Genomic DNA, 21,347 nt, shown 5'->3' with positions numbered 1-21,347 from the left:
ACGCCATGAACCGCCAACTGGTGCCCGTGCGGGCACTTCTCACCGACGGCTCGGTCGTCTCGGTGTGCGAGCTGGGACCGGGTGACGTGATGGCGTTGCTCGACCTGCACAAGTCGCTGCCGGTGGAGGACCAGTACCTGAGGTTCTTCAGCACCTCGCCGCGGCAGCTCGAGGACTTCGTGCAGCGCATGGTGTCGCCGGACGCACCGCACCACGTGGTCCTCGGCGCGTTCCGGGAGGACCGGCTGCTCGGCGCGGTCAGCTACGTCGTGGGCGAGGACCCGGAGGTCGCCGAGGTAGCCCTCGTCGTGTCGCACGCCGAGCAGTCGCACGGAGTCGGCACCTTGTTGCTCGAACACCTCGTCTCCCTGGCCCGCGGCAGGGGCATCCGGCGCTTCACCGCCGAGGTGCTCATGATGAACTTCAAGATGCTGCGGGTCTTCACCGACATGGGTCTGGTGTGGACGGTGGTGCCGGAGGACGACGTCGTCCACGTCGAGCTCGGCCTCGACCCGTCCGACCGGTACCTGGACGCCGTCGCGGAACGCGAGGCCAAAGCGGACGTGGCGAGTCTGAGCCACGTGCTGCGACCGGAGTCGATCGCGGTGGTGGGCGCGAGCCGCTCGCCCGGGTCGGTGGGGCACGTCGTCCTGCGCAACCTCGTGGAGGGCGACTTCACCGGTGACCTGTACGCGGTGAACCCCCACGCGAAGTCGGTGGCCGGGGTGGACTGCTACGGCTCCGTCGCGGAGTTGCCCGAAACCCCGGAACTGGCCGTGGTGTGCGTGCCCGCGGCAGCGGTGCCCGGCGTGGCCGAGGAGTGCGGACGCCGGGGGGTGCGGGCGTTGGTGGTGATCTCCTCGGGCGTCGACGCGGACGAGCTCATGAAACCGGTGCGCGCGCACGGCATGAGGCTCGTCGGCCCGAACTGCCTCGGCGTGTCCACCAGCGCACCGGGCGTACGGATGAACGCGACGTTCTCCGCCCACAGCACGCTGGCGGGCCACATCGGGCTGGTCACCCAGTCCGGCGGCGTCGCCATCGCCCTGCAGGAGGAGCTGCGCAGGCTCGGCCTCGGGCTGTCGAACCTCGTCTCCACCGGCGACAAGCTCGACATCAGCAGCAACGACCTGCTGATGTGGTGGAAGAACGACCCCGAGACCAGGATCGTTGCGCTGTACCTGGAGTCCTTCGGCAACCCGCGCAAGTTCTCCCGCCTGGCCCGCGAGGTCGCGAGGCACAAGCCGCTGATCGCGATTCGTGCCGCGAGCAGCGAGGCCGGTCAGCGGGCGGCGGCGTCGCACACCGCCTCGACCGCGACCCCGTCGGTCATCAGGGACTCGTTGTTCCAGCAGGCGGGCGTGATCGCGGTCGACAGCGTGCCGGAACTGGTCGACGCCGTGATGGCGCTGAGCACGCAGCCCGTGCCCGGCGGCAGGTCGGTCGCCGTGCTGAGCAACGCCGGCGGGCTCGGTGTGCTGGCCGCCGACGCGTGCGTGCGCCACGGCCTGAAGATCGCCGAGCTGTCCGACGCGACCTCGAAGGAGCTGAGCCGCCTGGCCGGACCGGCGGCGAGCGCGCACAACCCCGTGGACACGACCGCGGTCGTCGGCGTGGAGGAGTTCGCGCGCTGCCTCGACGTCCTGGCCGCGGACCCCGCGGTCGACGCGGTGATCACCGTGACCGTGCCGACCGCGCTGGGCGATCCCACGGCCGGAGTGCACGCCCTCGCGGGCACACCGGTCCTGGCGGTGCGCACCGGCCAGACGGAACGGCTCGACGGCGGGATCCCCTGCTACGCCGATCCCGCACGGGCCGCCGCCGCGCTGGCCCTGCTCGTCGAGCGCGGCGAGTGGCTCGACCGGTCCCACGAGTTCACCAGGCAGGACCGGGTCGACCTGGACACCGCGCGGGGGATCGTCACCCGCAACCCCGAGGGCTGGCTGCCCCCGGACGAGGTCGTCCGCCTGCTGAAGGCGTTCGGGCTGCCGGTGCTGGGAGGGACCCTCGCGACGACGGAGGAGCACGCCGTCGCCGCTCACCGCGCGTTCTCCGGACCCGTCGCCATGAAAGCGGTGGCGGACGAACTGCTGCACAAGAGCAAGAGCGGCGGAGTCGTCCTCGGCGTGGACGGCGACACGGCGGTGGCGGAGGCGTTCCGCGCCTTCCAGGACAGGTTCGGCGACCGGCTGCGGGGCGTGTTCCTGCAGCCGATGGCGGCGGGCGGGCGCGAGCTGCTGGTCGGCGTCGCCGCGGACCCGAAGTTCGGGCCCCTCGTCGTCACCGGGCTCGGCGGGGTGGACACCGACCTGATCGACGACAGAGCCGCCGCGCTGGCGCCTCTGTCCACAGCGGACGCGGACGACCTGATGCGCGGCTACCGCGCGGCCGGAGCGGTGCTGGCGGAGACCGACTCGGCAGCGGTGCGCGACGTGCTGCTGCGGGTGGCGGAACTCGCCGCGGAGCTGCCGGAGGTCACCGAGCTCGACATCAACCCGCTCGTGGTGACCGGCGGTGGGTGCCTGGTGGTCGACGCCAGGGTGCGCATCGCGGCCGTTCGTCCGACCGATCACTTCCTTCGGCAACTGAGGAGAACCCGATGAGCACGAACGCAGGCCCGGTCGTCGTCGGCGTCGACGGGACACGAGCGTCGAACCGAGCCCTGACCTGGGCGATGGACGAGGCCGTCGCGCGCGGATGCCCGTTGCACGTCGTCAACGCCTGGAACTACGAGCCGCTGGCGGACTGGCGCGAGGTCACCGCACAGCAGGCGGAAGCCGAGTCGAACGCCGTGATCGACGAGGCGGTGCGCGTGGCGTCGCAGGGACGGGCCCAGCTGCCCGAGATCGTGCGGCTCAGCGTGCGCGGCTACGCGGCCGAGGTGCTCGAGCGCCTGTCGCAGGACGCCGCCCTGCTCGTCGTCGCGTCACACACCGACCACCGGATCCGGCACGTCGTGCTCGGCTCGACGAGCACCCACGTCGTCCGGCACGCCCGGACCCCGGTCGTCGTCATCCCGGTGACCGACAGGGAACACGCGGAGGTGGCGCGATGAAGGCGGGAGATGTCGTCTCACGCCCGCTCGTGGCGGTGGAGCCGCTCGACTTCGTCCGTCATGCCGACGGGCTCATGGACGACTACGGCCTCACCCTGCTGCCCGTGGTGGACCACGGCGTCTTCTGCGGCGTCGTGACCAAGGCGGACTGCGCGACGGCCCGGACGGGACGACGCGCACCCAAGGTCTGCGACGTGATGACCCAGCCGGCGCTGACCGCCGGACTGGAGATGGACGCCGCCGACCTCTACACGGCCATGACGCTCTACGAGGTCCTCAGCGTGCCGGTCCTGCACGAAGGGCACGTCCTGGGGGTGCTGACGCGGCGCGACGTCCTGGAGGCCCTCAGCCACGGGGACCCGCACCTGCGAGCCGGTCATGCCGCTCACGACGGCTGAGCGGGAGGAGGTCGCGCACCACGGGCTGCCGGTGCCCGAGGTCGTCGTGCTCGCCGAGACCGACCAGGACACCGGTCTGTCCTCCGCGCAGTGGCGCCGGCGGTTCGCGGACGTCGGTCCCAACGAGCTGCCGGCGCGGCGGGGGCGGAGCTGGGTGGTGCGGTTGCTCCTGCAGCTGCACCACCCGCTGATCTACGTCCTGCTCGTGTCCGCGACCGTGACCGCCGCTCTCGGCGAGGTGGTCGACGCGTCCGTCGTCTTCGGTGTCGTCGTGGTCAACGCCGTCATCGGCTTCGTCCAGGAAGCGCGCGCCGAACGGGCTCTGGACGCGCTCGTGGCCATGGTGCGCACCGAGGTGACCGTGGTGCGGGACGGCATCGCGGCGAGAGTGCCGTCGTCCGAGTTGGTGCCCGGCGACGTGGTGCTGCTCGACGCGGGGGACCAGGTCGGCGCGGACCTGCGGCTGGTCGTGGCGCGGGAACTGCGCGTCGACGAGTCGGCGTTGACCGGCGAGTCGGTGCCGGTCGCCAAGAACCCGGTCGTGCTGCCGCCGGACACCGCGCTCGCGGACCGGACGAACATGGCCTACTCCGGGACGCTGGTGACGTCGGGCGGCGGGCGCGGGGTCGTGGTCGCCACCGCCGCGGAGACCGAGATCGGCCGGGTGCACCGCCTGGTCGGCTCGACCGCGGGCGTGCAGACCCCGTTGACGCGCAAGCTCGCCCGGTTCAGCCAGGTGCTGACGTTCGTGATCCTCGGGCTCGCCGCCTTCAGCGTGGTCGTGGGCGTGCTGCGCGGCGAACCCCTTCCCGAGATGGTGACCGCCGCGGTGGCGCTCGCGGTCGGCGCGATCCCCGAGGGACTTCCCGCCGCCGTGACGGTGACGCTCGCGATCGGGGTGGCGCGGATGGCCCGGCGCAACGCGATCATCCGGCGGCTGCCCGCGGTCGAGACCCTGGGCAGCACGACGGTGATCTGCACCGACAAGACGGGGACGCTCACCGCGAACGCCATGACCGTCAACGTCGTGCTGGCCGGGGGAGTGCGGCACGACGTCTCCGGGATCGGGTACCGGCCGGAGGGGGAGTTCGCGCCCGGTGTCACCCCCGCGGTCCGGTCCTGCCTGCTGGCGGCCTGGGCGTGCAACGACGCCCGGATCGTGGAGGAGGAGAACGGGTGGGCACCGGTCGGGGACCCGACCGAGGCGGCGCTGGTGGTCGCGGCGAGGAAGGCCGGGCTCGACGCGTCCGAGGTGCCGGCCAGGGTGGACGCGCTGCCGTTCAGCTCGGACCGGATGTTCATGGCGACCAAGCACGTGAACGACGTGGTCTACGTCAAGGGCGCCGCCGAACGCGTGCTGGAACTGGCGGGCCTCGGGCACAGCGAAGAGGCGGACCGGCTCGCCGCCGCCGGGTTGCGGGTGCTGGCCGTCGGCAGGGCACCCGGTGCGGAGCTCAGCGAGGACGGGCTGCGCGGGAACGTGGAACTGCTCGGGCTCGTGGCGATGCACGACCCGGCACGCCCGGAGGCGATCGAAGCGGTGCGTGCCTGCCAGGCCGCCGGCATCGAGGTGAAGATGATCACCGGTGACCACCCCGCCACCGCTCGGGCGATCGCCGCCGAGTTCGGGATCGAGGACGTCCGCGCGCGTGTCGCGCCGGAGGAGAAGCTCCGCCTGGTCGAACAGTTCCAGGCCGACGGCCAGGTCGTCGCGATGACCGGCGACGGGGTCAACGACGCGCCCGCGCTGCGGCGGGCGGACATCGGCGTGGCCATGGGCCGTGGCGGCACCGAGGTGGCGAAGCAGGCCGCGGACATGGTGCTGACCGACGACAACTTCTCCTCCATCCGCGCCGCGGTGGAGGAGGGGCGCGCGGTCTTCGACAACCTGCGCAAGTTCATCATCTGGACGCTGCCCACGAACATGGCCGAGGGCCTGGTGATCCTCACCGCGATCCTGCTCGGCGCGGCGCTGCCGATCCTGCCGGTGCAGATCCTGTGGATCAACATGACCACGGCCGTCGCGCTGGGACTCACCCTGGCGTTCGAACCCCGTGAGCCAGGAGTGATGAGCCGGCCACCGCTGCCACCGTCGTTGCCGCTGCTGACGAGGAGCCTGGTCGGCCGCATCGTGTTCGTCTCGGCGATCCTGCTCGCCTGCTCGTTCGGCGCGTTCCGCTGGCAGCTGTCCTCGGGCGCGTCGCTGGAGGTCGCGCGCACGGTGGCCGTGAACGTTTTCGTGGGCGCGCAGATCGCCTACCTGGTCAACTGCCGTTCGCTGGACCAGATCCGCCCGCGCACCGGCCCGAACCGCTGGCTGCTGGTGGGGGTCGCCCTGACGATCGGCCTGCAGCTGCTGCTCACGTACCTGCCGTTCATGAACGAGCTCTTCCACACGGCACCACTCGGCTGGCAGCCCTGGCTGGTGGTGTTCATGATGAGCGTCATGGCGTACGCGGTGGTGGAGTTGGACAAGTGGCGGCGGCGTCGATGGCGCGGCTGAAGCGCGAGGTGTACGAGGAGGAGCTGTACCGCCTGCAGATCGAGCTGGTGAAGCTGCAGGAATGGGTGCGGGAGAGCGGCGCGCGGCTGGTGGTCGTCTTCGAGGGCCGGGACGCGGCGGGGAAGGGCTCGGCGATCAAGCGGATCACCGAGCACCTCAACCCCAGGTTCGCGCGCATCGTCGCGTTGCCGGCACCCAGCGAACGCGAACGCACCCAGTGGTACTTCCAGCGCTACGTCCCACACCTGCCGGCGGCCGGGGAGATCGTGCTGCTCGACCGCAGCTGGTACAACCGCGCCGGAGTCGAACGGGTCATGGGGTACTGCACGCCCGAGGAACACCGGCTGTTCCTGCGCCAGTGCCCGGTCTTCGAACGGATGCTCATCGAGGACGGCGTCCTGCTGCGCAAGTACTGGTTCTCCGTCAGCGACGCAGAACAGGAACGGCGCTTCCGCAAACGGCTCGACGACCCGCTGAAGCGCTGGAAGCTCTCGCCGATGGACCTGGAGTCGTTGACCCGCTGGGAGGACTACTCGCGCGCCAAGGACGAGATGATGGTCCACACCGACACCGACGAGTCGCCCTGGTACGCCGTCGAGGGCGACGACAAGCGCAGCGCCCGCATCAACATGATCTCGCACCTGCTGAGCACGGTGGACTACCAGGAGGTGACTCCGCCGAAGATCAAGCTTCCGCGACGGCCCTCGTCGAAGGGCTACGAGCGTCCGGCGCGGGTGCTGCAACGCGAAGTTCCCGACCGCGCGGGGGAACTCGACGGCGAGGCCGGCCGCACCGCGCCGTGACACCTCGCCGCGTGGCCGCCCGATGCGGCGGACCGCGTAGCTCCACAAAGGACTCGCGGTCCACGTCCCACGCGTGGCGTGGCGTCGCGAACGGTAGAGGAGCCCACCACCGGTCCCGGGGTCAGGCTCCGCCGCGACGGCGATCGCCACGGTGGTGCGCGGCCAGGACCGCCTACAACCCGTTGCCGGGGAAGAAGCCCCGTGACGCCGCGAGGCTCGCCCGGCAGGCACGCACGATCTGACGCGTGGCGGCCGTGTCCGGGGTCCTCCGGCAGGACTCGCACCGGACCAGCACGTCACCCGTCAGCTCGTCCACTCCGACCGACGCGGGCGAGAAGCAGTCACGGCACCAACGGTGCCCCGTGACCTTGATGACGTGGTCCGCGGAGTGCACGCAGTGGTGCAGCCACCGCCGGTGCAGCCGGCAGGTGACGCGTTCCAGCGCGCTGAGGCCGAGTTCCTCCGCCGCGTCCTCCTCGGCGAGCGCGGCGGCGAGTGCGCGGTCGCGGACGTCGGCGTAGCGCCGGTGGTCGGCTTCGAGAACGGGCGTGGTCATGGTGTGCTCCCGGATTCGGCGTCCTCCCCAGGCTTCTCCGGCACACCGGGCGCCGACACCGCACGGTGACTCCACTTCGACCGAGACCACGGGCTCATCGCGGTCGAGACGTTGGTCCCTGGGGACGCGGGCGACCACCCGGAAACCTGGTACCAGGAGGTGGACCATGACCGCGAAACCGATGTCCAGACTCGTCCGCCAGGCCTTCCCCTACCACAACGAACTCGCCACGGCCGGAGACCGGGCCGAGAGCGCCGTGCTGGTGCTGGGTTTCGTGATCGCGATGCTGGCCGTCCCGGTCGCGGGCGCCGCGGGATCGGAGATCTACGCACTGCAGAGCGCGCGCGTGGCCGTCGACCAGGCGACCAGGAGCCGGACGGACGCGGTCCTGGTCGAGGACGCGCCGCCCGCCGTCGGGATGTCCGAGCGCAGTGGCGCCGTCGAGGCCGCGCCGGTGCTCGCGACGTGGCGGTCGCGGGACGGGAGTCCGCGCAGTGGCGAGGTACAGGCTTCCCCCGGTGCCGAGAAGGGTGCTGTGGTGCCGATCTGGATCGACGAGAGCGGAGCCGCGACGGAGCCGCCCATGACGCCCGAAGGCGCCGCCATCGACGCCGTCTTCCTGGGACTGCTGTTGTGGAGCGCGGTCGCCGGCGCGATGGCGGCGCTGTACTTCGCCGCGAGGTTCGCGCACAAGCGCGTCCGGATGCGCAAGTGGTCCGCCGAGTGGGAGCGGATCGCGCCGGACTGGACGGGCAGGTGACGTCGTGATCACTCCGATCGGACACACCGGCACGGTGGTCGTGGGTCTGGACGGCTCCGAGGCCGCGCAGCGCGCAGTGCGCTGGGCGGCCTCGGAGGCTGCGCGCAGGAAGTCGCCGCTGCGCGTCGTGCACGCCGAACTGCCGTTGCCGCCGGACGCGCCCGACCTGTCCGGCATGGCGCGGCGAGCACTCCACGAAGAGGCGCTGCACTGGACGGAGGCCGCCGTCGAGGCCGCGCTGGCGGTCGCGCCCGGTCTCGCCGTCGAGGTGCGGGTCGAGGTCGGGTCCGCGCTGCGGTTGCTCGAGGAGGAGTCGGAGACGGCGGCACTCGTCGTGGTCGGCTCACGCGGGCTGGGAGGGTTCGCCGGACTGCTGCTCGGCTCGGTCGCGGTGGGACTGTCCTGCCACTCCCGGTGTCCCGTGGTCGTGGTGCGGGGTGATGACCTCGTGCCGGACGGCCCTGTCGTCGTGGGGGTCAACGGCTCTCCGGAGAACTGGCACGTGCTGGACCGCGCGTTCGAGGAGGCCGGGGCCCGCGGTGCCGAGCTGGTGGCCGTGCACGCCTGGAAGCCGCCGCTGGGGACGCCCGGGATCGCCGAGTCCGTCGGCATCGTGTGGTCCGAGCTCGACGTCGTGCGCGGGGCGAAGGTCGTCCAGCGGCTGGAGGCCTGCGCGGACAGGCATCCCGGTGTGAAGGTCAGCACGCACGTCGTGCACGGGTCGGCGGCTCACCGGCTGGTGGAGTTCGCCCACGGAGCCGCCCTGCTCGTCGTGGGTGCCCGCGGGACCGGAGGTCTCACCGGGATGGTGCTCGGTTCGACGAGCCAGGCGGTCCTCCGGCACGCGCCGTGCCCCGTGCTCCTGGTGCGGCCCGTTCTCGCCGAGCAGGTGGAGCACGGGGCGCGGTGAGCAGGACACCGGAACGGGGCGCCGCGGTCGCGGCGCCCCGTTCCGTGGTGCGGTCACTTCAGCCAGGTGTTCGACCGGACGAAGGGCAGCTCGGCCCACCAGCGACTGAGACTCCACACGGCGGTGGACGCCGTCGCCGCAACCACGACGAGGACGAGTGCGTAGACGATGTGGTAGTCGATGAGCGGGTTCGTGGACGAGGTCGCCTCTCCCGCCGCGTTGTGCTGGGCAGGGGGCCATTCGGCGGCCCACATGAGCAGCATCATCACCGTGCCGGCGACGGCCGCGATCCGCAGGCCGATGCCGAGCACCAGCGCCAGACCGATGGCGAGAAGACCGACCATGAAGAGCGTGTCGGCCCACCAGGTCCCCGCCCAGTCCTGGAACATCGACTGGAACGGTCCCACGTCCACGTGACCGAGGAAGCCCTTGGTGGGCGATCCTCCGGAGAACCAGGCGTTCTTCGACTGCGTGGCGTAACCGAGGCCGAAAGCCTTGTCGAAGAAGGCCCACAGGAACAGCAGTCCGGTCGCGATGCGCAGCACCGCGATGGACGCCGCGCTCACGTCCACTCGAGTCCGGACGGGAACGTGCAATGCGGACATCATTACCTCCCAAGTGTTTTCGTCCTGAACCAAGCTTCGCGTTCCTCGAACGCCGCACCCAGGGTCCTTGGGACCGAGGCGGAAGAGCCCGATGGCGGTGGGCGGAGGACCGTCCGCCGCGGAACCTGGCGGTGTGCCGCTCCGTGCTCCCCGAGCACGGTCGGGCGGCCGTCGGCAGGTGAGGTCCTCGGACGGCGTTGGTGCCGTGGAACCCTGCGGTGGAAAGGTTTCGCTTGTACCGCGGCACGACGCGCCGCGCGGCGGAACCCGCACCGCGATCCGCGTCGGCGTGGGATCATCGCGGGACCGGTGTCGGGATCCGCGCTGCAGACCGGGGTCACAGGGCAATCCGTGCCGCGAACCGAGAGGGCGCGTGGGGTTGCGGCGGGACGGGACCGGCGTCGCGATTCGAGCCGGAACGTGGCATCACGACGCAACTCGCGCCGCACCCACGCCTCAGCGCGCGGAGACGAGGTGCTCGGCGATCTTGTAGGCCCAGAGGTCGATCGCGTCCCAGTCGCGGTGGTCACCGGCCATGGGGCCCTGCGCCATCTTCCTGGCGAGGAAACCGACCGCGTTCTCGGGAGTCACCCTGCCGCCGAACGTCGTCGGCTGCTCGGCACCGATCCGGGCCGCCAGCTCGCGGACCTTGCGCGGCGCCTTCTGGGGCTCCACCTCCGCGCCGAGCGGTCCGCTGTGGAACAACCAGACCGGCTTCCTCGCGAGCGCGGGTGCGTTGCGCTTCAGGAACTTCACCGCCTCCGGACGCCACCGCGCCGCGTAGAGCGCGCTGCCCAGCACGACCGCCTTGTACGGCTCGATCGACTCGACGGCGGCGGCGTCCATCACGGTCACCTCGTGCGAGGCCGCGCGGATCCTGGCCGCGATCGCCTCCGCGATTCCCTTCGTACCACCCATCTTGGTCGCGTATGCGACGAGAACTTCGCTCATACCAACACCATCGCGCCGGCGTCGTGACCGGGACAGGGCCCTTGTGCTCGTGCCGGCAGGGACACGTGACGCCGACGTCACCCGGTGGCGCCGGGGTGCGTGGTCGTCGCGGATCAGCATGCCGAGCCGCGGTCGCGCGAGCAGGCCGCACGTGGAGCCAGGGGCCGGCTCCCCAGGCGGCGGTCCGGAGCGCAGGCGTCCCGGGCCGCGTTCGTGGGGGTTCCCGCGTCACGCGCGAACCCCCACGACGGTGTCACGGCAACGTGCGGGCGACGCGGTCCGCCAGGTCGACCGTGCGGTTGGCGTAGCCCCATTCGTTGTCATACCACCCCATCACCTTGACGACGTTGCCCTGCACCTTCCTGAGCGACGCGTCGAACACGCACGACGCCGGGTCGCCGATGATGTCGCGGGAGACGACCGGGTCGGTGGTGTAGCGCAGGATTCCCTTGAGGTGCCTGGCGGCGGCCTCGGAGAAGGCACGGTTCACCTGTCCCGCGGTGGCCGGCTCGGCGAGCCGCACCGTCAGGTCGGTGAGCGAGCCGTCCTCGACCGGCACCCGCACCGCCAGGCCGTCGAGCTTGCCGTTCAGCGAGGGGATGACCTGCCCGATGGCGCGCGCCGCTCCCGTGGACGTCGGGATGATGTTCACGGCCGCCGAACGTGCCCGGCGCAGGTCCTTGTGGGGGCGGTCGAGCAGCGCCTGGTCACCGGTGTAGCTGTGGATCGTGGTCATGACGCCCTCCACGACGCCGAACGCCTCGTCGAGCACGGCGGCCATCGGGGCGGCGCAGTTGGTCGTGCAGGACGCGTTCGAGATGACGTGGTGCGAGCGGGCGTCGTAGGTGTCGTCGTTGACGCCCAGCACGATCGTGGCGTCCACGTCCTTGCCGGGAGCGGTGATGAGCACCTTGCGCGCACCTCGTTCGAGGTGGATTCCCGCGGTCTCGCGGGTGCGGAACTTCCCGCTGGCCTCGATCACGACGTCGACCCCGAGCATGCCCCAGTTGAGGTCCTTCGGATCCGCCTCGGCGGTGACGAGGATGCTGTGGTCGTCGACCGTGATCGTGTTCCCCTCGGCGGAGATGTGCCGGCGCCACGGCCCGTAGGTCGAGTCGAACGCGAGCAGGTGCGCCAGGATCTCCGGTGTGGTGATGTCGTTGACGGCGACGATCTCGATCGCCGTGTCGTTGCGGTCGAGGGCGGCGCGCAGCACGTCCCGCCCGATCCGACCGAACCCGTTGATGGCGACGCGAACCGGCATGTGCTCCTCCTACTGGGCTGGAACGGGCAGCGGTGCGGGAGCCATCGGCTCCCAGCGGGCGGCGAGGCGCTCTTCGAGCAGCCGCATGGTGGTGTACTCGAGGTCTTCCAGCGGCAGGCGGTGGGGCTCGAACGGACCATGGCGCCGCATGTAGTCCATGACCTCGTTGGCCGTGCTCCGCGCACGGTCGAACGACGGGTCGTCGAACATGTCGCGCGGGCCGATCAGCTTGCCGTCGCGCACCTGGAAGCCCAGGGCGGTGACGCGGGGCGGTCCGTCGAACCGGGCGGGATGCGCCTGGCCGATGGCCACCGGCATGATCGGCGCGTGGTGGGAACCGCGCATGCACCCGGCGACGCTGTGCGGGAAGGCGAAGGGCTCCAGCACCTCACCGACGGCGGGCAGGCCGGACTGGGCCCGGACGATCATCACCGGGTCGTCCTTGCCGACGTACTTGCCCGCGATCAGGGACAACCGCTGCGTCGAGGTGGCGGCCGCCTGCTCGTCCAGCGTCTTCGACCGCACGGAGTGGATGACGTACCGCGCCGGGGCGCCGATGTACATCAGCATCTCGTAGAGGTCGGCCGGGCAGTCGAACCAGATCTTCTTCTCCTCGTGCAGGTCGTAGACCTCGAAGCGGAAGCCGGCGTGCATGTTGGCGTCGATCACCAGACCGGCGGTGTTGAACGGGTCGGCGAACATCTTGTACAGCGGCAGGTTCCACGCACCGGGCTCGGTCTTGTCGGCCAGGAAGCAGATGATCGGCTCGCTGGGACGTTCGGTGAACTCCAGCTCGGCGTAGCCGGGTCCCATGCCGCGCAGGTTGCCGCTGAACGCGTCGGACAGCAGGTCCTGCCCGGCGCCGTAGAGCCCGAGGCGCTTCGCGATCTCCGTGGTGCGCAGGAACGTGTCCCAGGCGAACGAGTGGATCGGCTCGGCGTCGGCGCCGTGCTCGTGGGTCATGATGAGCGAGATGTCGTCACCGCAGCTCGCGACCTGGGCGTCGACCAGCAGACGATCGCTGACGGCGGTGGCCAGGGCGTCCTGGGCGGCGGCCAGCATGTCGGGGTGCACGGAGGAGTGCCCGACGTAGCCTCCCGTGTCCGCCTTGATGATGCTGAGCGTGATCATGGTGGTCTCCGGTTCAGTGGAGGGTGCGCAGCAGGAGCCGGCGCTCGGCGGAGCCGATCGCCGCCCTCGCCGCGGGAACGGCGTCGGGGTTCACCGAGATGGAGGTGATGCCGAACTCCACGAGCTTCTCGGCGAACTCCGGCTTGTTGGACGGTGCCTGGCCGCACAGCGACGAGGTGATGCCCGCGTCGCGGGCGGCGCCGACGATGCGGCCGATCATGTCGAGCACGGCCGGGTCGGACTCGTCGAACAGGTCGGCGCACAGCTCGGAGTCGCGGTCGACGCCGAGCATCAGTTGCGTGAGGTCGTTGCTGCCGATGGAGACCCCGTCGATGCCGGACCGGGCGTACTCGGGGATCCAGTACGCCACCGAGGGAACCTCGGCCATGACCCACCGGTGCAGGCCGCGCTGCTTGCCGAGGGTGCTGCGGTCGATGTGCTCCAGGCAGGCCTCCAGCTCCCACTTGGTGCGGACGAACGGGATCATCAGATGCAGGTTGGGCGTCTGCTCGCGAACCCGCGCGAGCGCCCTGAGTTCCAGGCCGAACAGCATCGGGTCGTCCACGTACCGGAAGCAGCCGCGGTAGCCGATCATCGGGTTGTGCTCGTGCTTCTCGAACGCGTCCCCGCCCTTGAGCTCGCGGAACTCGTTGGTGCGGAAGTCCATCGTGCGGTAGACGACCGGACGCGGTGCGAACGCGTGGGTGATCTTGAGCAGCGCGGACGTCATCGCGTTGAGGAAGTCCTCGGCTCCGTTGCGGGCGAGGAAGCGGCGCGGGTGTTCGGCGCCGAGCGCCTCGGTGAGCATGAACTCCGCCCGCAGCAATCCGACGCCGTCGACCGGCATCGCGGCCACCTCGGAGGCGTGCTCGGGCAGTGCGAGGTTGACGTACACGCGGGTGCCGAGCGCCTCGGTGGACGGCATGGCGGGCGCGACGATCCGGGGTGCCGTGGTGATCGGCGCCGACCCGGCGCGGACCTCACCGGCGCTGCCGTCGACCGTGATCAGCTGCCCCTCCTTCAACACCGACGTCGCCGAGCCGGTGCCCACGACACACGGCACGCGCAGCTCGCGCGCCACGATCGCGGCGTGGCAGGTGATGCCGCCGCCGTCGGTGACGACCGCGGACGCGCGGCGCATGGTCGGCACCCAGTCGGGGTTGGTCATCTCGGCGACGAGCACCTCGCCGTCACGCAGCCGGGAGCCCTCGTCGGGGGAGTTCAGGACCCTGACCCGTCCCGACGCGACGCCGGGCGACGCGGCCAGTCCCGCGACCAGCGGTCCGTCCAGCGGGACGACGGTCTCGGGCAACGTCGTGATGGGACGGGACTGCACCAGCCAGGTCTTGCCGTCGGCGATCGCCCACTCGGTGTCCTGCGGTTCGCCGTAGTGCCGCTGCACGCGCACGCCGAGCCGGCCGATGGCGACGGCCTCCTCCTCGGTGAGCACCTGCGCGCTGGACTCCTCGGAGCTCAGCTCGACGCGCTGGTCGGCCCCGTCCGGGCCGCGCACGATCTTGTGGGATTTGCGGCCGATGCGGGTGTCCACAAGGGACACCGTGTCACCGTTGCGGCGCAACACGTACGTGTCCGGCTCTACCGAGCCGCTCACCACGACCTCGCCGAGGCCGAACGAGCCCTCGACGAGCAGCTTGTCCCGGTCGCCCGAGGACGGGTCGGCGGTGAACATGACGCCGGAGCGTTCGGAGTTCACCATCTTCTGCACCACGACGGCGATCGCGGGCTCGTCGGTGATGCCCTGCTCGGCGCGGTACGCGACCGACCGGGTGCCGAACAACGAGACCCAGCAGTCCAGCAGCCGGTCGAGCAGGGCGTGCGCGCCGCGGGTGTTGGTGAAGGTGCTGTTCATGCCCGCGAACGACGCTCCGGCGGTGTCCTCCGAGGTCGCGGAGGACCGCACGGCGACGGACTCGTCCTGGCCCAGGTCGCGGTAGGCCTGCAGCACCTCGTGCCGGACGTCGTCCGAGATCCCGGCCTTGCGCACCAGGTCCCGCATCCGTTCGGCCGCCTCGGCGAGGCGCTCCGGCGAGCTCGCCCGGTCGAGTGCGACCGCGAGCTCCCCGGCGAGCTCCTCGCGGACCTGGCCCATCGACTTCAGGAACGCCTCGGCCGTGACCACGAATCCCGGTGGGACGGGAAGGCCCGCGCGGGTCAGCTCACCGAGGTTGGCGCCCTTTCCGCCGGCCGTCTCGGTGTCGTCCTTGCCGAGCGTGCTGAAATCCCGGATGTAACTGCTCATGACCGCTCCTGCGGGGTGAGGACGTCGACGAGGGGACGGCGGGGCGTGGAGGGCAGCGGGTCGGCGTTGAAGCCGGCCCAGCCGGCCCGGATGACGAGCTGGGGACAGGTGGAGCCGCCCAGCACCTGGTCGCGGACGAGATCCCTCGTCTCGACGACCTCCAGAGGCTGGCTGAGCGGGCAGCACGCGAGTCCGGCGGACGTGGCCTCGAGGAGGACCGCGCTGGTGGCCTCGCCCGCGCGCAGCCGCGACAGCGCGTCGTCGGACGAGGTGCTGAGCACCAGCAGCGAACCGGCGTCCTCGCTCAGCAGCAGCCGGTCGGTCTGCCTGAGCTCGCCCGGGGCGAACTCGCGCATCTGGAGGTTCCCGTACTGGTGCGGGCCCGAGGGGATGTTCGCCGCGGGGACTCCCGCGGAGGCGCCGGGGTAGACACCGGTCCACTCGCGGATCTCGTCCCGGTACGCGGGATCGGCCTCCTGCGCGGTGGCGGCCTTGGCGATGGCCATCAGCAGTTCGTCGCGTGCCCGGCCCCGCACCTCCTGGGCCTCGACACCCTCCGCGAGCGCGGCGGCGACGAGCTGCGCGACGATCTCGTCCGGCACGGCCCAGGACGAGAACGCCCGCCGGTCCGTGCGCCTGCGCGGAATCGCCGCCGCGAGAGCGACGTGCGCCTTGCTCGGTTCGGCCGCCTGGAACTCGACGGCCGCGAGGTGGTCGGGCTGTCCGGGGTTGGGCAGCCGGTGGACGACCGCTCGCCACCCGAGAGCCGCCAGTCCGACGCGCAGGTGGTGCAGTGCGGCCCCGCAGCTGATGACGAGGTCGGCTCCCAGCGGGTCCACGGCGGGCAGGCCGCGCGTCCGATCGGCGTACAGGTGCAGGCTGTGCTTGCCGAGTTCCCAGCGCCACGGCTGGGAGTTGTGCACCGAAGGCGCGCGGCACGCGAGCGCGACCGCCGCCCGCAGCGTGTTCTCGTCCGGCTGACCGCGGTCCATCCGGATCACCTCCCTGTGTCCAGTTGCGCTTTTCAACCTTTCAGCGCCGGCGGACGCGGGTGAGGGGCCTAGGTCCCCTGCGAAGCGGGACCGCCGTCCCGGCGGGCGCCGCCTTTGGCACGTGGCCGGCGGCCGGGTGCACGACGACGCTGGGGCACACGGGAACGAACAGATCACCGGAGGGTGTGTCATGCGTGAACCGACTGTCTCCTCGCTGATGACGCGCGAGGTGATCACCGCGGACGTGGAGAGCACGTTCAAGGACGTCGTGCAACTGCTGGAGGACAACGGGATCAGCGCCGTACCCGTCCTGGACGGCGGATATCCCGTCGGTGTCGTGTCGGAGGCCGATCTGCTGCCGAAGGAGGAGTTCCGCGGCGGCACCGCCGACGCACCCGGCCTGTTCGCGGGACGCGACGCCAAGCACCGCTGGGACAAGGTGTCCGGGCTGACGGCCCGGGACGTGATGACCAGCCCCGTCAGGAAGGTGTCACCGGGTGCCGGCGCCAGCGCGGCCGCCAGGGAGCTCGCCGAGGCCGGTGTCCGCAGGCTCTTCGTGATGGACGACGACGGAGCGCTCGTCGGTGTGCTGTCCCGGCGCGACCTGCTGAAGCTCTACCTGCGCGAGGACGACGATCTCAGGACGACGATCCGTGACGAGGTCTTCGGGCGCACGCTGTGGGTCGACCCGGACACCGTCGACGTCGTGGTGACCGACGGGGTGGTGAGTCTGCAGGGACGGCTCGAACGCCAGAGCGAGATCGACATCGCCGACCACCTCGTGCGCTCGCTGCCGGGAGTCGTGGACCTCCAGAACCGGCTGCGGCCGGGGTGGAACGACACCGTGCAGCCCCGCCAGACCGAGATCTTCGGCTGAAGGGAGGCGACCCGTGAGGACTCGAGACGTGATGACCGCCGACGTCGTGGTGGCCAGCCCGGACATGGGAGCCCGCGACGCGGCGCGACTGCTGGCGGAGCGCGGTTTCACGACGTTGCCCGTCGTCGACGCCGCCGGCGTGTTCGTCGGTGTGGTGGGCGAGGCCGAACTGCTGAGGGACCGGCTGCCGCAGGACCCACGTGGACTGGTGCACGGTGAACCGCCCGCACCCAGGCGCGCGCCTCAGGAGCTGGTGGCGCAGGTGATGACGAAACCCGTGGTGACGGTCACGCCGAACACCGATCTGGCCGAGGTCGCCGATCTCATGCTCGAGCACGGGGTGCGCAGCATCCCGGTCGTGTACGAGGGACACCTCGCGGGGATCGTGACCCGGCGGGACATGCTCCGCTCCATCAGCCGCGCGGACTCCGCCATCGAGGCGGAGATCCGTCACCGGCTCGTCGTCCTGGGCCCCGCCCACCAGTGGCAGGTGGAGGTGCACGGCGGCAATGTGTCCATCGTGGACGATCTGGACGACGCGACGGACCGGCACGTGGCCGAGGTGCTGGCACGCGCGATCGCCGGCGTGACGGACGTGCGCATCACATCGAGGGAGAGGATCTGACCGTGGCCGCGCACTGGAAGGACCTGTCCGAGGGCAGGCGCAGGACCCTCGTTCTCCTGAGCGTCGTGCAGGTCCTGCTCGCAGGGGCTGCCTGGACCGACCTGGCCCTGCGGCCCGACGAGTTCGTCCGCGGGCGGAAGAAGTGGTGGGCGCTCGCGATTCTGGTGAACTTCGTGGGGCCCCTGGCCTACTTCAGGTGGGGGCGGCGAACGTAGCCGAACGGAAGGGCGCCAGGACGGTCCCGGCGCCCTTCCGTTCGGTTTCACGCCTGCAGAACGACTTTCAGAGCGCCGCTGTCGCCCGCGTTCTCGAACACCTCGTACGCCTCGGCCATCTCGTCGAGCGCGAACCGGTGCGTGATGAACCGCTCGCCGTCGATCCGCCCGGCTTCCACCATCCGCAGCAGCGTCGGCGTGGACACCGTGTCGACGAGTCCGGTGGTGATGGTGAGGTTGCGGATCCAGAGGCTTTCCAGGTGCAGCGTCGCCGGCTTGCCGTGCACCCCGACGTTCGCCACGTGCCCGCCCGGCCGCACCAGCTTCGCGCACAGCTCGAACGTGTCCGGCACGCCGACCGCCTCGATCGCCACGTCCGCACCGAGCCCGCCCGTCAGCTCGCCGACGACCCGCTCGGCCTCTTCCGCCGTGGCGGCGGTGACGTCGGCGCCGAACTGCTTGGCCGCCTCGAGCCGTGACGCCGCGAGGTCCACGGCCACCACGTGGCCCGGGCTGTAGAGCTGGGCGGTCTGGATCGCCGCCAGCCCGATCGGACCGGCTCCGACGACCACGACCGTGTCCGCGGGCTTCACCGTCCCGTTGAGCACGCCCACCTCGTACGCGGTGGGCAGGATGTCCGCCAGCACCACCGCCGCGGTGTCGGAGACGTCCGGGGGCAGCAGGTGGGTCGACGTGTCGGCGAAAGGCACACGCACGTACTCGGCCTGCACTCCGTCGATGGTGTGGCCGAGGATCCAGCCACCGCCGCCGAGGCATTGCCCGTAGCTGCCGGTCCGGCAGTAGGAGCACCGCCCACAGGTGGTGATGCACGAGATGAGCACTCGGTCACCGGGCTTGAGCCCGGTGACCGACGCACCGACCTGCTCGACCACGCCGACGGCCTCGTGGCCGAGGACCCGGCCGGGCTCTACCTCGGGCACGTCCCCCTTGAGGATGTGCAGGTCGGTGCCGCAGATCGTGACCGCGGTGACCCGCACGACCGCGTCCGCCGGGTCCTCGATCACGGGCTTCGGGACGTCCTTCCACTCGCGTGTGCCAGGACCGCCGTAGACCAGCGCCTTCATCGCTTCCTCCTCGCGAGTCGCTTGCCCGTCCAGCCTTCTCGCGGGCACGGCGGGAGCGCAGGGACCGGGGTCCCGCACGGGAGAGGACCAAGTGCCCGGCGGCGAGGTGCCCTGGGCAGGTGGGGCCACGTGTGCCGGGAGCGGAGGCTGACAGCCGGAGGGTCCACGGCGGAGTGAGGAGCGCCTCGTGACCACTGAGGTCGCGAATCCGGGTTCCGCGACGCGTCCGTCATCGGCACCGGTGTCTTCGGCCTGCCTTCCGCGCTGGCGACGTTCGTGCCCGTCAACCTGGTGGCGTTCGGCGGCTCCGGTGGACCGCACGTCTGCGCGCGACGCCTTCGGCGAGTTTCGCCGGTTTCCTCAACGCCGGGTGTGCCCGGCGGCGAACGCGGCCGCGGTGGAGCCCGGTGCATGACCTGCCCGATCCAGCGCGACGGCATCTGAAAGGACACAACGCGATGCGCCACCCCGGCACCCTGCTCAAGGAGCTGGACCTCACCCAGGACCGGTTCCTCGACCTCGTCTCCCAGGCCCGCGGCCTGAAGCGGGCCAAAGCCTCCGGCACCGAGCACCCGCTGCTCGTAGGCAAGAACATCGCCCTGGTCTTCGAGAAGAGCTCCACGCGCACCCGCTGCGCCTTCGAAGTGGCGGCCCACGACCAGGGTGCCCACGTCACCTACCTCGACCCCACCGGGTCCCACATGGGCCGCGAGGAGTCCGTTGTGGACACCGCCAAGGTCCTCGGCCGGATGTTCGACGGCATCGAGTTCCGCGGCTTCGCCCAGGACACCGTCGAGGAGCTCGCCGACCACGCGGGCGTCCCGGTCTGGAACGGCCTGACCGACTCGTGGCACCCGACCCAGATGCTCGCCGACGTGCTCACCATGGTCGAGAACCACCCCGGGCCGGTGGAGGAGATCGCCTTCGCGTTCGTGGGCGACGGCCACAACAACGTCGCCCGCTCGCTGCTCATCACCGGCGCGTTGCTCGGCATGGACGTCCGCATCGCCGCACCCGCCTCGCTGCAGCCACCGGCCGACGTCGTCGCCAAGGCCCACGAGCTCGCCATCGGGACCGGCGCCCGCGTCCTCGTCACCGCCGAACCGGAGAAGGCCGTCCGCGGCGCCGACTTCCTCTACACCGACGTGTGGGTCAGCATGGGCGACTCCCCGGAGGCCTGGGACACCCGCGTCCCGCTCCTGACCCCGTACCGCGTCACCGCCGAGCTGATGAAGGCCACCGGCAACCCGAACACCAGGTTCCTGCACTGCCTGCCGTCCGTCCACGACCGCACCACCCAGGTCGGCCGCCGCGTGTACGAGCAGTACGGCCTCGACGGCGCCGAGGTCACCGACGAGGTCTTCACGTCACCGAACTCGGTCGTCTTCGACCAGGCCGAGAACCGCCTCCACACGATCAAGGCGGTCCTGATCGCCGGACTGGCCTCCTGATGCGCGTCGTCGTCGCTCTCGGAGGCAACGCCCTGCTGCGGCGCGGCGAACGCGCCGACGCCTCGGTCCAGCTGCACCACGTCGAAGCGGCGGCGCGAGCACTCGCGCCCCTGGCCGCCGACCACGAGCTCGTCGTCTGCCACGGCAACGGACCGCAGATCGGCCTGCTGGCCCTCGAGAGCTCGGCCGATCCCGCGCTGACGCGTCCGTACCCGCTCGACACGCTCGGCGCCGAGACCCAGGGCATGATCGGCTACTGGCTGGCCCGGTCCCTGCGCAACGCGGGTGTGCGCAAGCCGGTCCTCGCGGTGCTGACCCAGACCGTCGTCGACGCGGCGGACCCCGCGTTCGCGTCGCCGACGAAGTTCATCGGCCCGGTCTACGAACGCGAGCACGCCGAACGCCTGGCCGAGCGGAACGGCTGGACCATGGCCGCCGACGGGCCGCACTGGCTCCGGGTCGTGCCGTCACCGGAACCGGTCCGCCTGGTCGAGCAGGAGTCGATCGAGCACCTGGTCGGGTCGGGAACGGTCGTCGTCTGCGCCGGCGGGGGAGGCGCACCGGTCGTCGACGACGGGAAGCTGGAGGGTGTGGAAGCTGTGGTGGACAAGGATCTCACGGCCGCCGAACTCGCGATCGCGCTCAAGGCCGACCGCCTGCTCCTGCTGACCGACGTGTCCGCGGTCATGTCCGACTTCGGGCTGCCGAGTGCCGAGCCGCTGGACCACCTGGACCTCGGCGAGATCGATCAGCTGCAGTTCCTCGCGGGTTCCATGGGACCGAAGGTCGAAGCGTGCCGCCGGTTCGTCCTGGCGACCGGCTCCGAGGCGGCCATCGGCGCCCTCCCCGACGCCGCACGCGTCCTGGAGGGTTCGGCGGGCACCGCTGTGCGGTGATCCACTCCCA

The 21,347-nt window shown here is 71.2% G+C and carries 20 protein-coding genes; 12 read left to right on the top strand and 8 right to left on the bottom strand.

Features of this window, described 5'->3' with window-relative positions:
- Positions 1 to 5 precede the first annotated feature (5 nt).
- From ND450_RS10305 to ppk2, 5 genes are read left to right on the top strand one after another with little or no spacing between them, the layout of a single operon-like run.
- Positions 6 to 2,603: a bifunctional GNAT family N-acetyltransferase/acetate--CoA ligase family protein gene (locus tag ND450_RS10305; RefSeq protein ID WP_253325911.1), complete on the top strand. Its 2,598-nt coding sequence runs from the start codon at positions 6 to 8 to the stop codon at positions 2,601 to 2,603.
- On the top strand, positions 2,600 to 3,055 hold the full coding sequence (locus ND450_RS10300; protein WP_089920477.1) for a universal stress protein: 456 nt from the start codon (positions 2,600 to 2,602) through the stop codon (positions 3,053 to 3,055). The genes ND450_RS10305 and ND450_RS10300 overlap by 4 nt, the downstream gene beginning before the upstream one ends.
- Complete coding sequence (locus ND450_RS10295) at positions 3,052 to 3,453, top strand: HPP family protein (protein ID WP_253325910.1); 402 nt, start codon at positions 3,052 to 3,054, stop codon at positions 3,451 to 3,453. The genes ND450_RS10300 and ND450_RS10295 overlap by 4 nt, the downstream gene beginning before the upstream one ends.
- Positions 3,434 to 5,956, top strand: coding sequence for an HAD-IC family P-type ATPase (locus ND450_RS10290; protein WP_253325909.1), 2,523 nt, complete (start codon positions 3,434 to 3,436; stop codon positions 5,954 to 5,956). The genes ND450_RS10295 and ND450_RS10290 overlap by 20 nt, the downstream gene beginning before the upstream one ends.
- Complete coding sequence (ppk2, locus tag ND450_RS10285; protein WP_253327893.1) at positions 5,944 to 6,759, top strand: polyphosphate kinase 2; 816 nt, start codon at positions 5,944 to 5,946, stop codon at positions 6,757 to 6,759. The genes ND450_RS10290 and ppk2 overlap by 13 nt, the downstream gene beginning before the upstream one ends.
- 172 nt (positions 6,760 to 6,931) lie before the next feature.
- Here the strand turns inward: ppk2 and ND450_RS10280 are convergent, their stop codons facing one another.
- Positions 6,932 to 7,315, bottom strand: coding sequence for a hypothetical protein (locus ND450_RS10280; protein ID WP_253325908.1), 384 nt, complete (start codon positions 7,313 to 7,315; stop codon positions 6,932 to 6,934).
- Positions 7,316 to 7,481: 166 nt separating this feature from the next.
- On the opposite strand from ND450_RS10280, the gene ND450_RS10275 reads away from it, so the two are divergent.
- Positions 7,482 to 8,075: a hypothetical protein gene (locus ND450_RS10275; RefSeq protein ID WP_253325907.1), complete on the top strand. Its 594-nt coding sequence runs from the start codon at positions 7,482 to 7,484 to the stop codon at positions 8,073 to 8,075.
- 4 nt (positions 8,076 to 8,079) lie between these two features.
- Positions 8,080 to 8,985, top strand: coding sequence for a universal stress protein (locus ND450_RS10270; protein ID WP_253325906.1), 906 nt, complete (start codon positions 8,080 to 8,082; stop codon positions 8,983 to 8,985).
- Between the two features lie 53 nt (positions 8,986 to 9,038).
- On the opposite strand, the gene ND450_RS10265 is transcribed toward ND450_RS10270, so the two are convergent.
- The 6 genes from ND450_RS10265 to ND450_RS10240 form a co-directional block, all read right to left on the bottom strand.
- Positions 9,039 to 9,590 (bottom strand): DoxX family membrane protein, encoded by a 552-nt coding sequence (locus ND450_RS10265; RefSeq protein ID WP_253325905.1) that lies wholly within the window; start codon positions 9,588 to 9,590, stop codon positions 9,039 to 9,041.
- A 456-nt stretch (positions 9,591 to 10,046) separates the two neighbouring features.
- Positions 10,047 to 10,541, bottom strand: coding sequence for a flavodoxin domain-containing protein (locus tag ND450_RS10260; RefSeq protein ID WP_253325904.1), 495 nt, complete (start codon positions 10,539 to 10,541; stop codon positions 10,047 to 10,049).
- A 253-nt stretch (positions 10,542 to 10,794) separates the two neighbouring features.
- A complete protein-coding gene (gap, locus tag ND450_RS10255) occupies positions 10,795 to 11,805 on the bottom strand; it encodes a type I glyceraldehyde-3-phosphate dehydrogenase (RefSeq protein ID WP_253325903.1) in 1,011 nt (336 codons plus the stop codon).
- 9 nt (positions 11,806 to 11,814) lie between these two features.
- Positions 11,815 to 12,936, bottom strand: a complete 1,122-nt coding sequence (gene fbp, locus ND450_RS10250; RefSeq protein WP_253325902.1) for a fructose-1,6-bisphosphate aldolase/phosphatase — start codon at positions 12,934 to 12,936, stop codon at positions 11,815 to 11,817.
- A 13-nt stretch (positions 12,937 to 12,949) separates the two neighbouring features.
- Positions 12,950 to 15,196 (bottom strand): phosphoenolpyruvate synthase, encoded by a 2,247-nt coding sequence (gene ppsA / locus ND450_RS10245; protein WP_253325901.1) that lies wholly within the window; start codon positions 15,194 to 15,196, stop codon positions 12,950 to 12,952.
- Positions 15,193 to 16,188, bottom strand: a complete 996-nt coding sequence (locus tag ND450_RS10240; protein WP_089920493.1) for a nitroreductase family protein — start codon at positions 16,186 to 16,188, stop codon at positions 15,193 to 15,195. Before ND450_RS10240 ends, ppsA begins: the two co-directional genes overlap by 4 nt.
- Positions 16,189 to 16,378: 190 nt before the next feature.
- Between ND450_RS10240 and ND450_RS10235 the strand changes: the two genes are divergently transcribed.
- The 3 genes from ND450_RS10235 to ND450_RS10225 are packed head-to-tail and all read left to right on the top strand — an operon-like array spanning position 16,379 to position 17,905.
- Complete coding sequence (locus ND450_RS10235; protein ID WP_253325900.1) at positions 16,379 to 17,065, top strand: CBS domain-containing protein; 687 nt, start codon at positions 16,379 to 16,381, stop codon at positions 17,063 to 17,065.
- A gap of 13 nt (positions 17,066 to 17,078) precedes the next feature.
- Positions 17,079 to 17,690 (top strand): HPP family protein, encoded by a 612-nt coding sequence (locus tag ND450_RS10230; protein ID WP_253325899.1) that lies wholly within the window; start codon positions 17,079 to 17,081, stop codon positions 17,688 to 17,690.
- A 2-nt stretch (positions 17,691 to 17,692) separates the two neighbouring features.
- Positions 17,693 to 17,905, top strand: coding sequence for a PLDc N-terminal domain-containing protein (locus ND450_RS10225; RefSeq protein WP_253325898.1), 213 nt, complete (start codon positions 17,693 to 17,695; stop codon positions 17,903 to 17,905).
- A 47-nt stretch (positions 17,906 to 17,952) separates the two neighbouring features.
- Here the strand turns inward: ND450_RS10225 and ND450_RS10220 are convergent, their stop codons facing one another.
- Positions 17,953 to 18,990 carry a zinc-dependent alcohol dehydrogenase family protein gene (locus tag ND450_RS10220; protein WP_253325897.1) on the bottom strand — a complete coding sequence of 346 codons (1,038 nt, stop codon included), beginning with the start codon at positions 18,988 to 18,990 and terminating at the stop codon, positions 17,953 to 17,955.
- Positions 18,991 to 19,448: 458 nt separating this feature from the next.
- On the opposite strand from ND450_RS10220, the gene argF reads away from it, so the two are divergent.
- Together argF and ND450_RS10210 are read left to right on the top strand one after the other, a co-directional pair.
- Positions 19,449 to 20,441, top strand: a complete 993-nt coding sequence (gene argF / locus ND450_RS10215; RefSeq protein WP_253325896.1) for an ornithine carbamoyltransferase — start codon at positions 19,449 to 19,451, stop codon at positions 20,439 to 20,441.
- Entirely contained in the window at positions 20,441 to 21,337 is an 897-nt protein-coding gene (locus ND450_RS10210) for a carbamate kinase (RefSeq protein ID WP_253325895.1), read from the top strand. The genes argF and ND450_RS10210 overlap by 1 nt, the downstream gene beginning before the upstream one ends.
- The last annotated feature ends 10 nt before the right edge of the window (positions 21,338 to 21,347 follow it).

Source organism: Lentzea sp. HUAS12, assembly GCF_024125735.1.
GTDB classification, from domain to species: Bacteria; Actinomycetota; Actinomycetes; order Mycobacteriales; family Pseudonocardiaceae; genus Lentzea; species Lentzea albida.
Note: the sequence above shows the minus strand (reverse complement) of the source record. Positions and strands in the feature narration are given on the sequence as shown.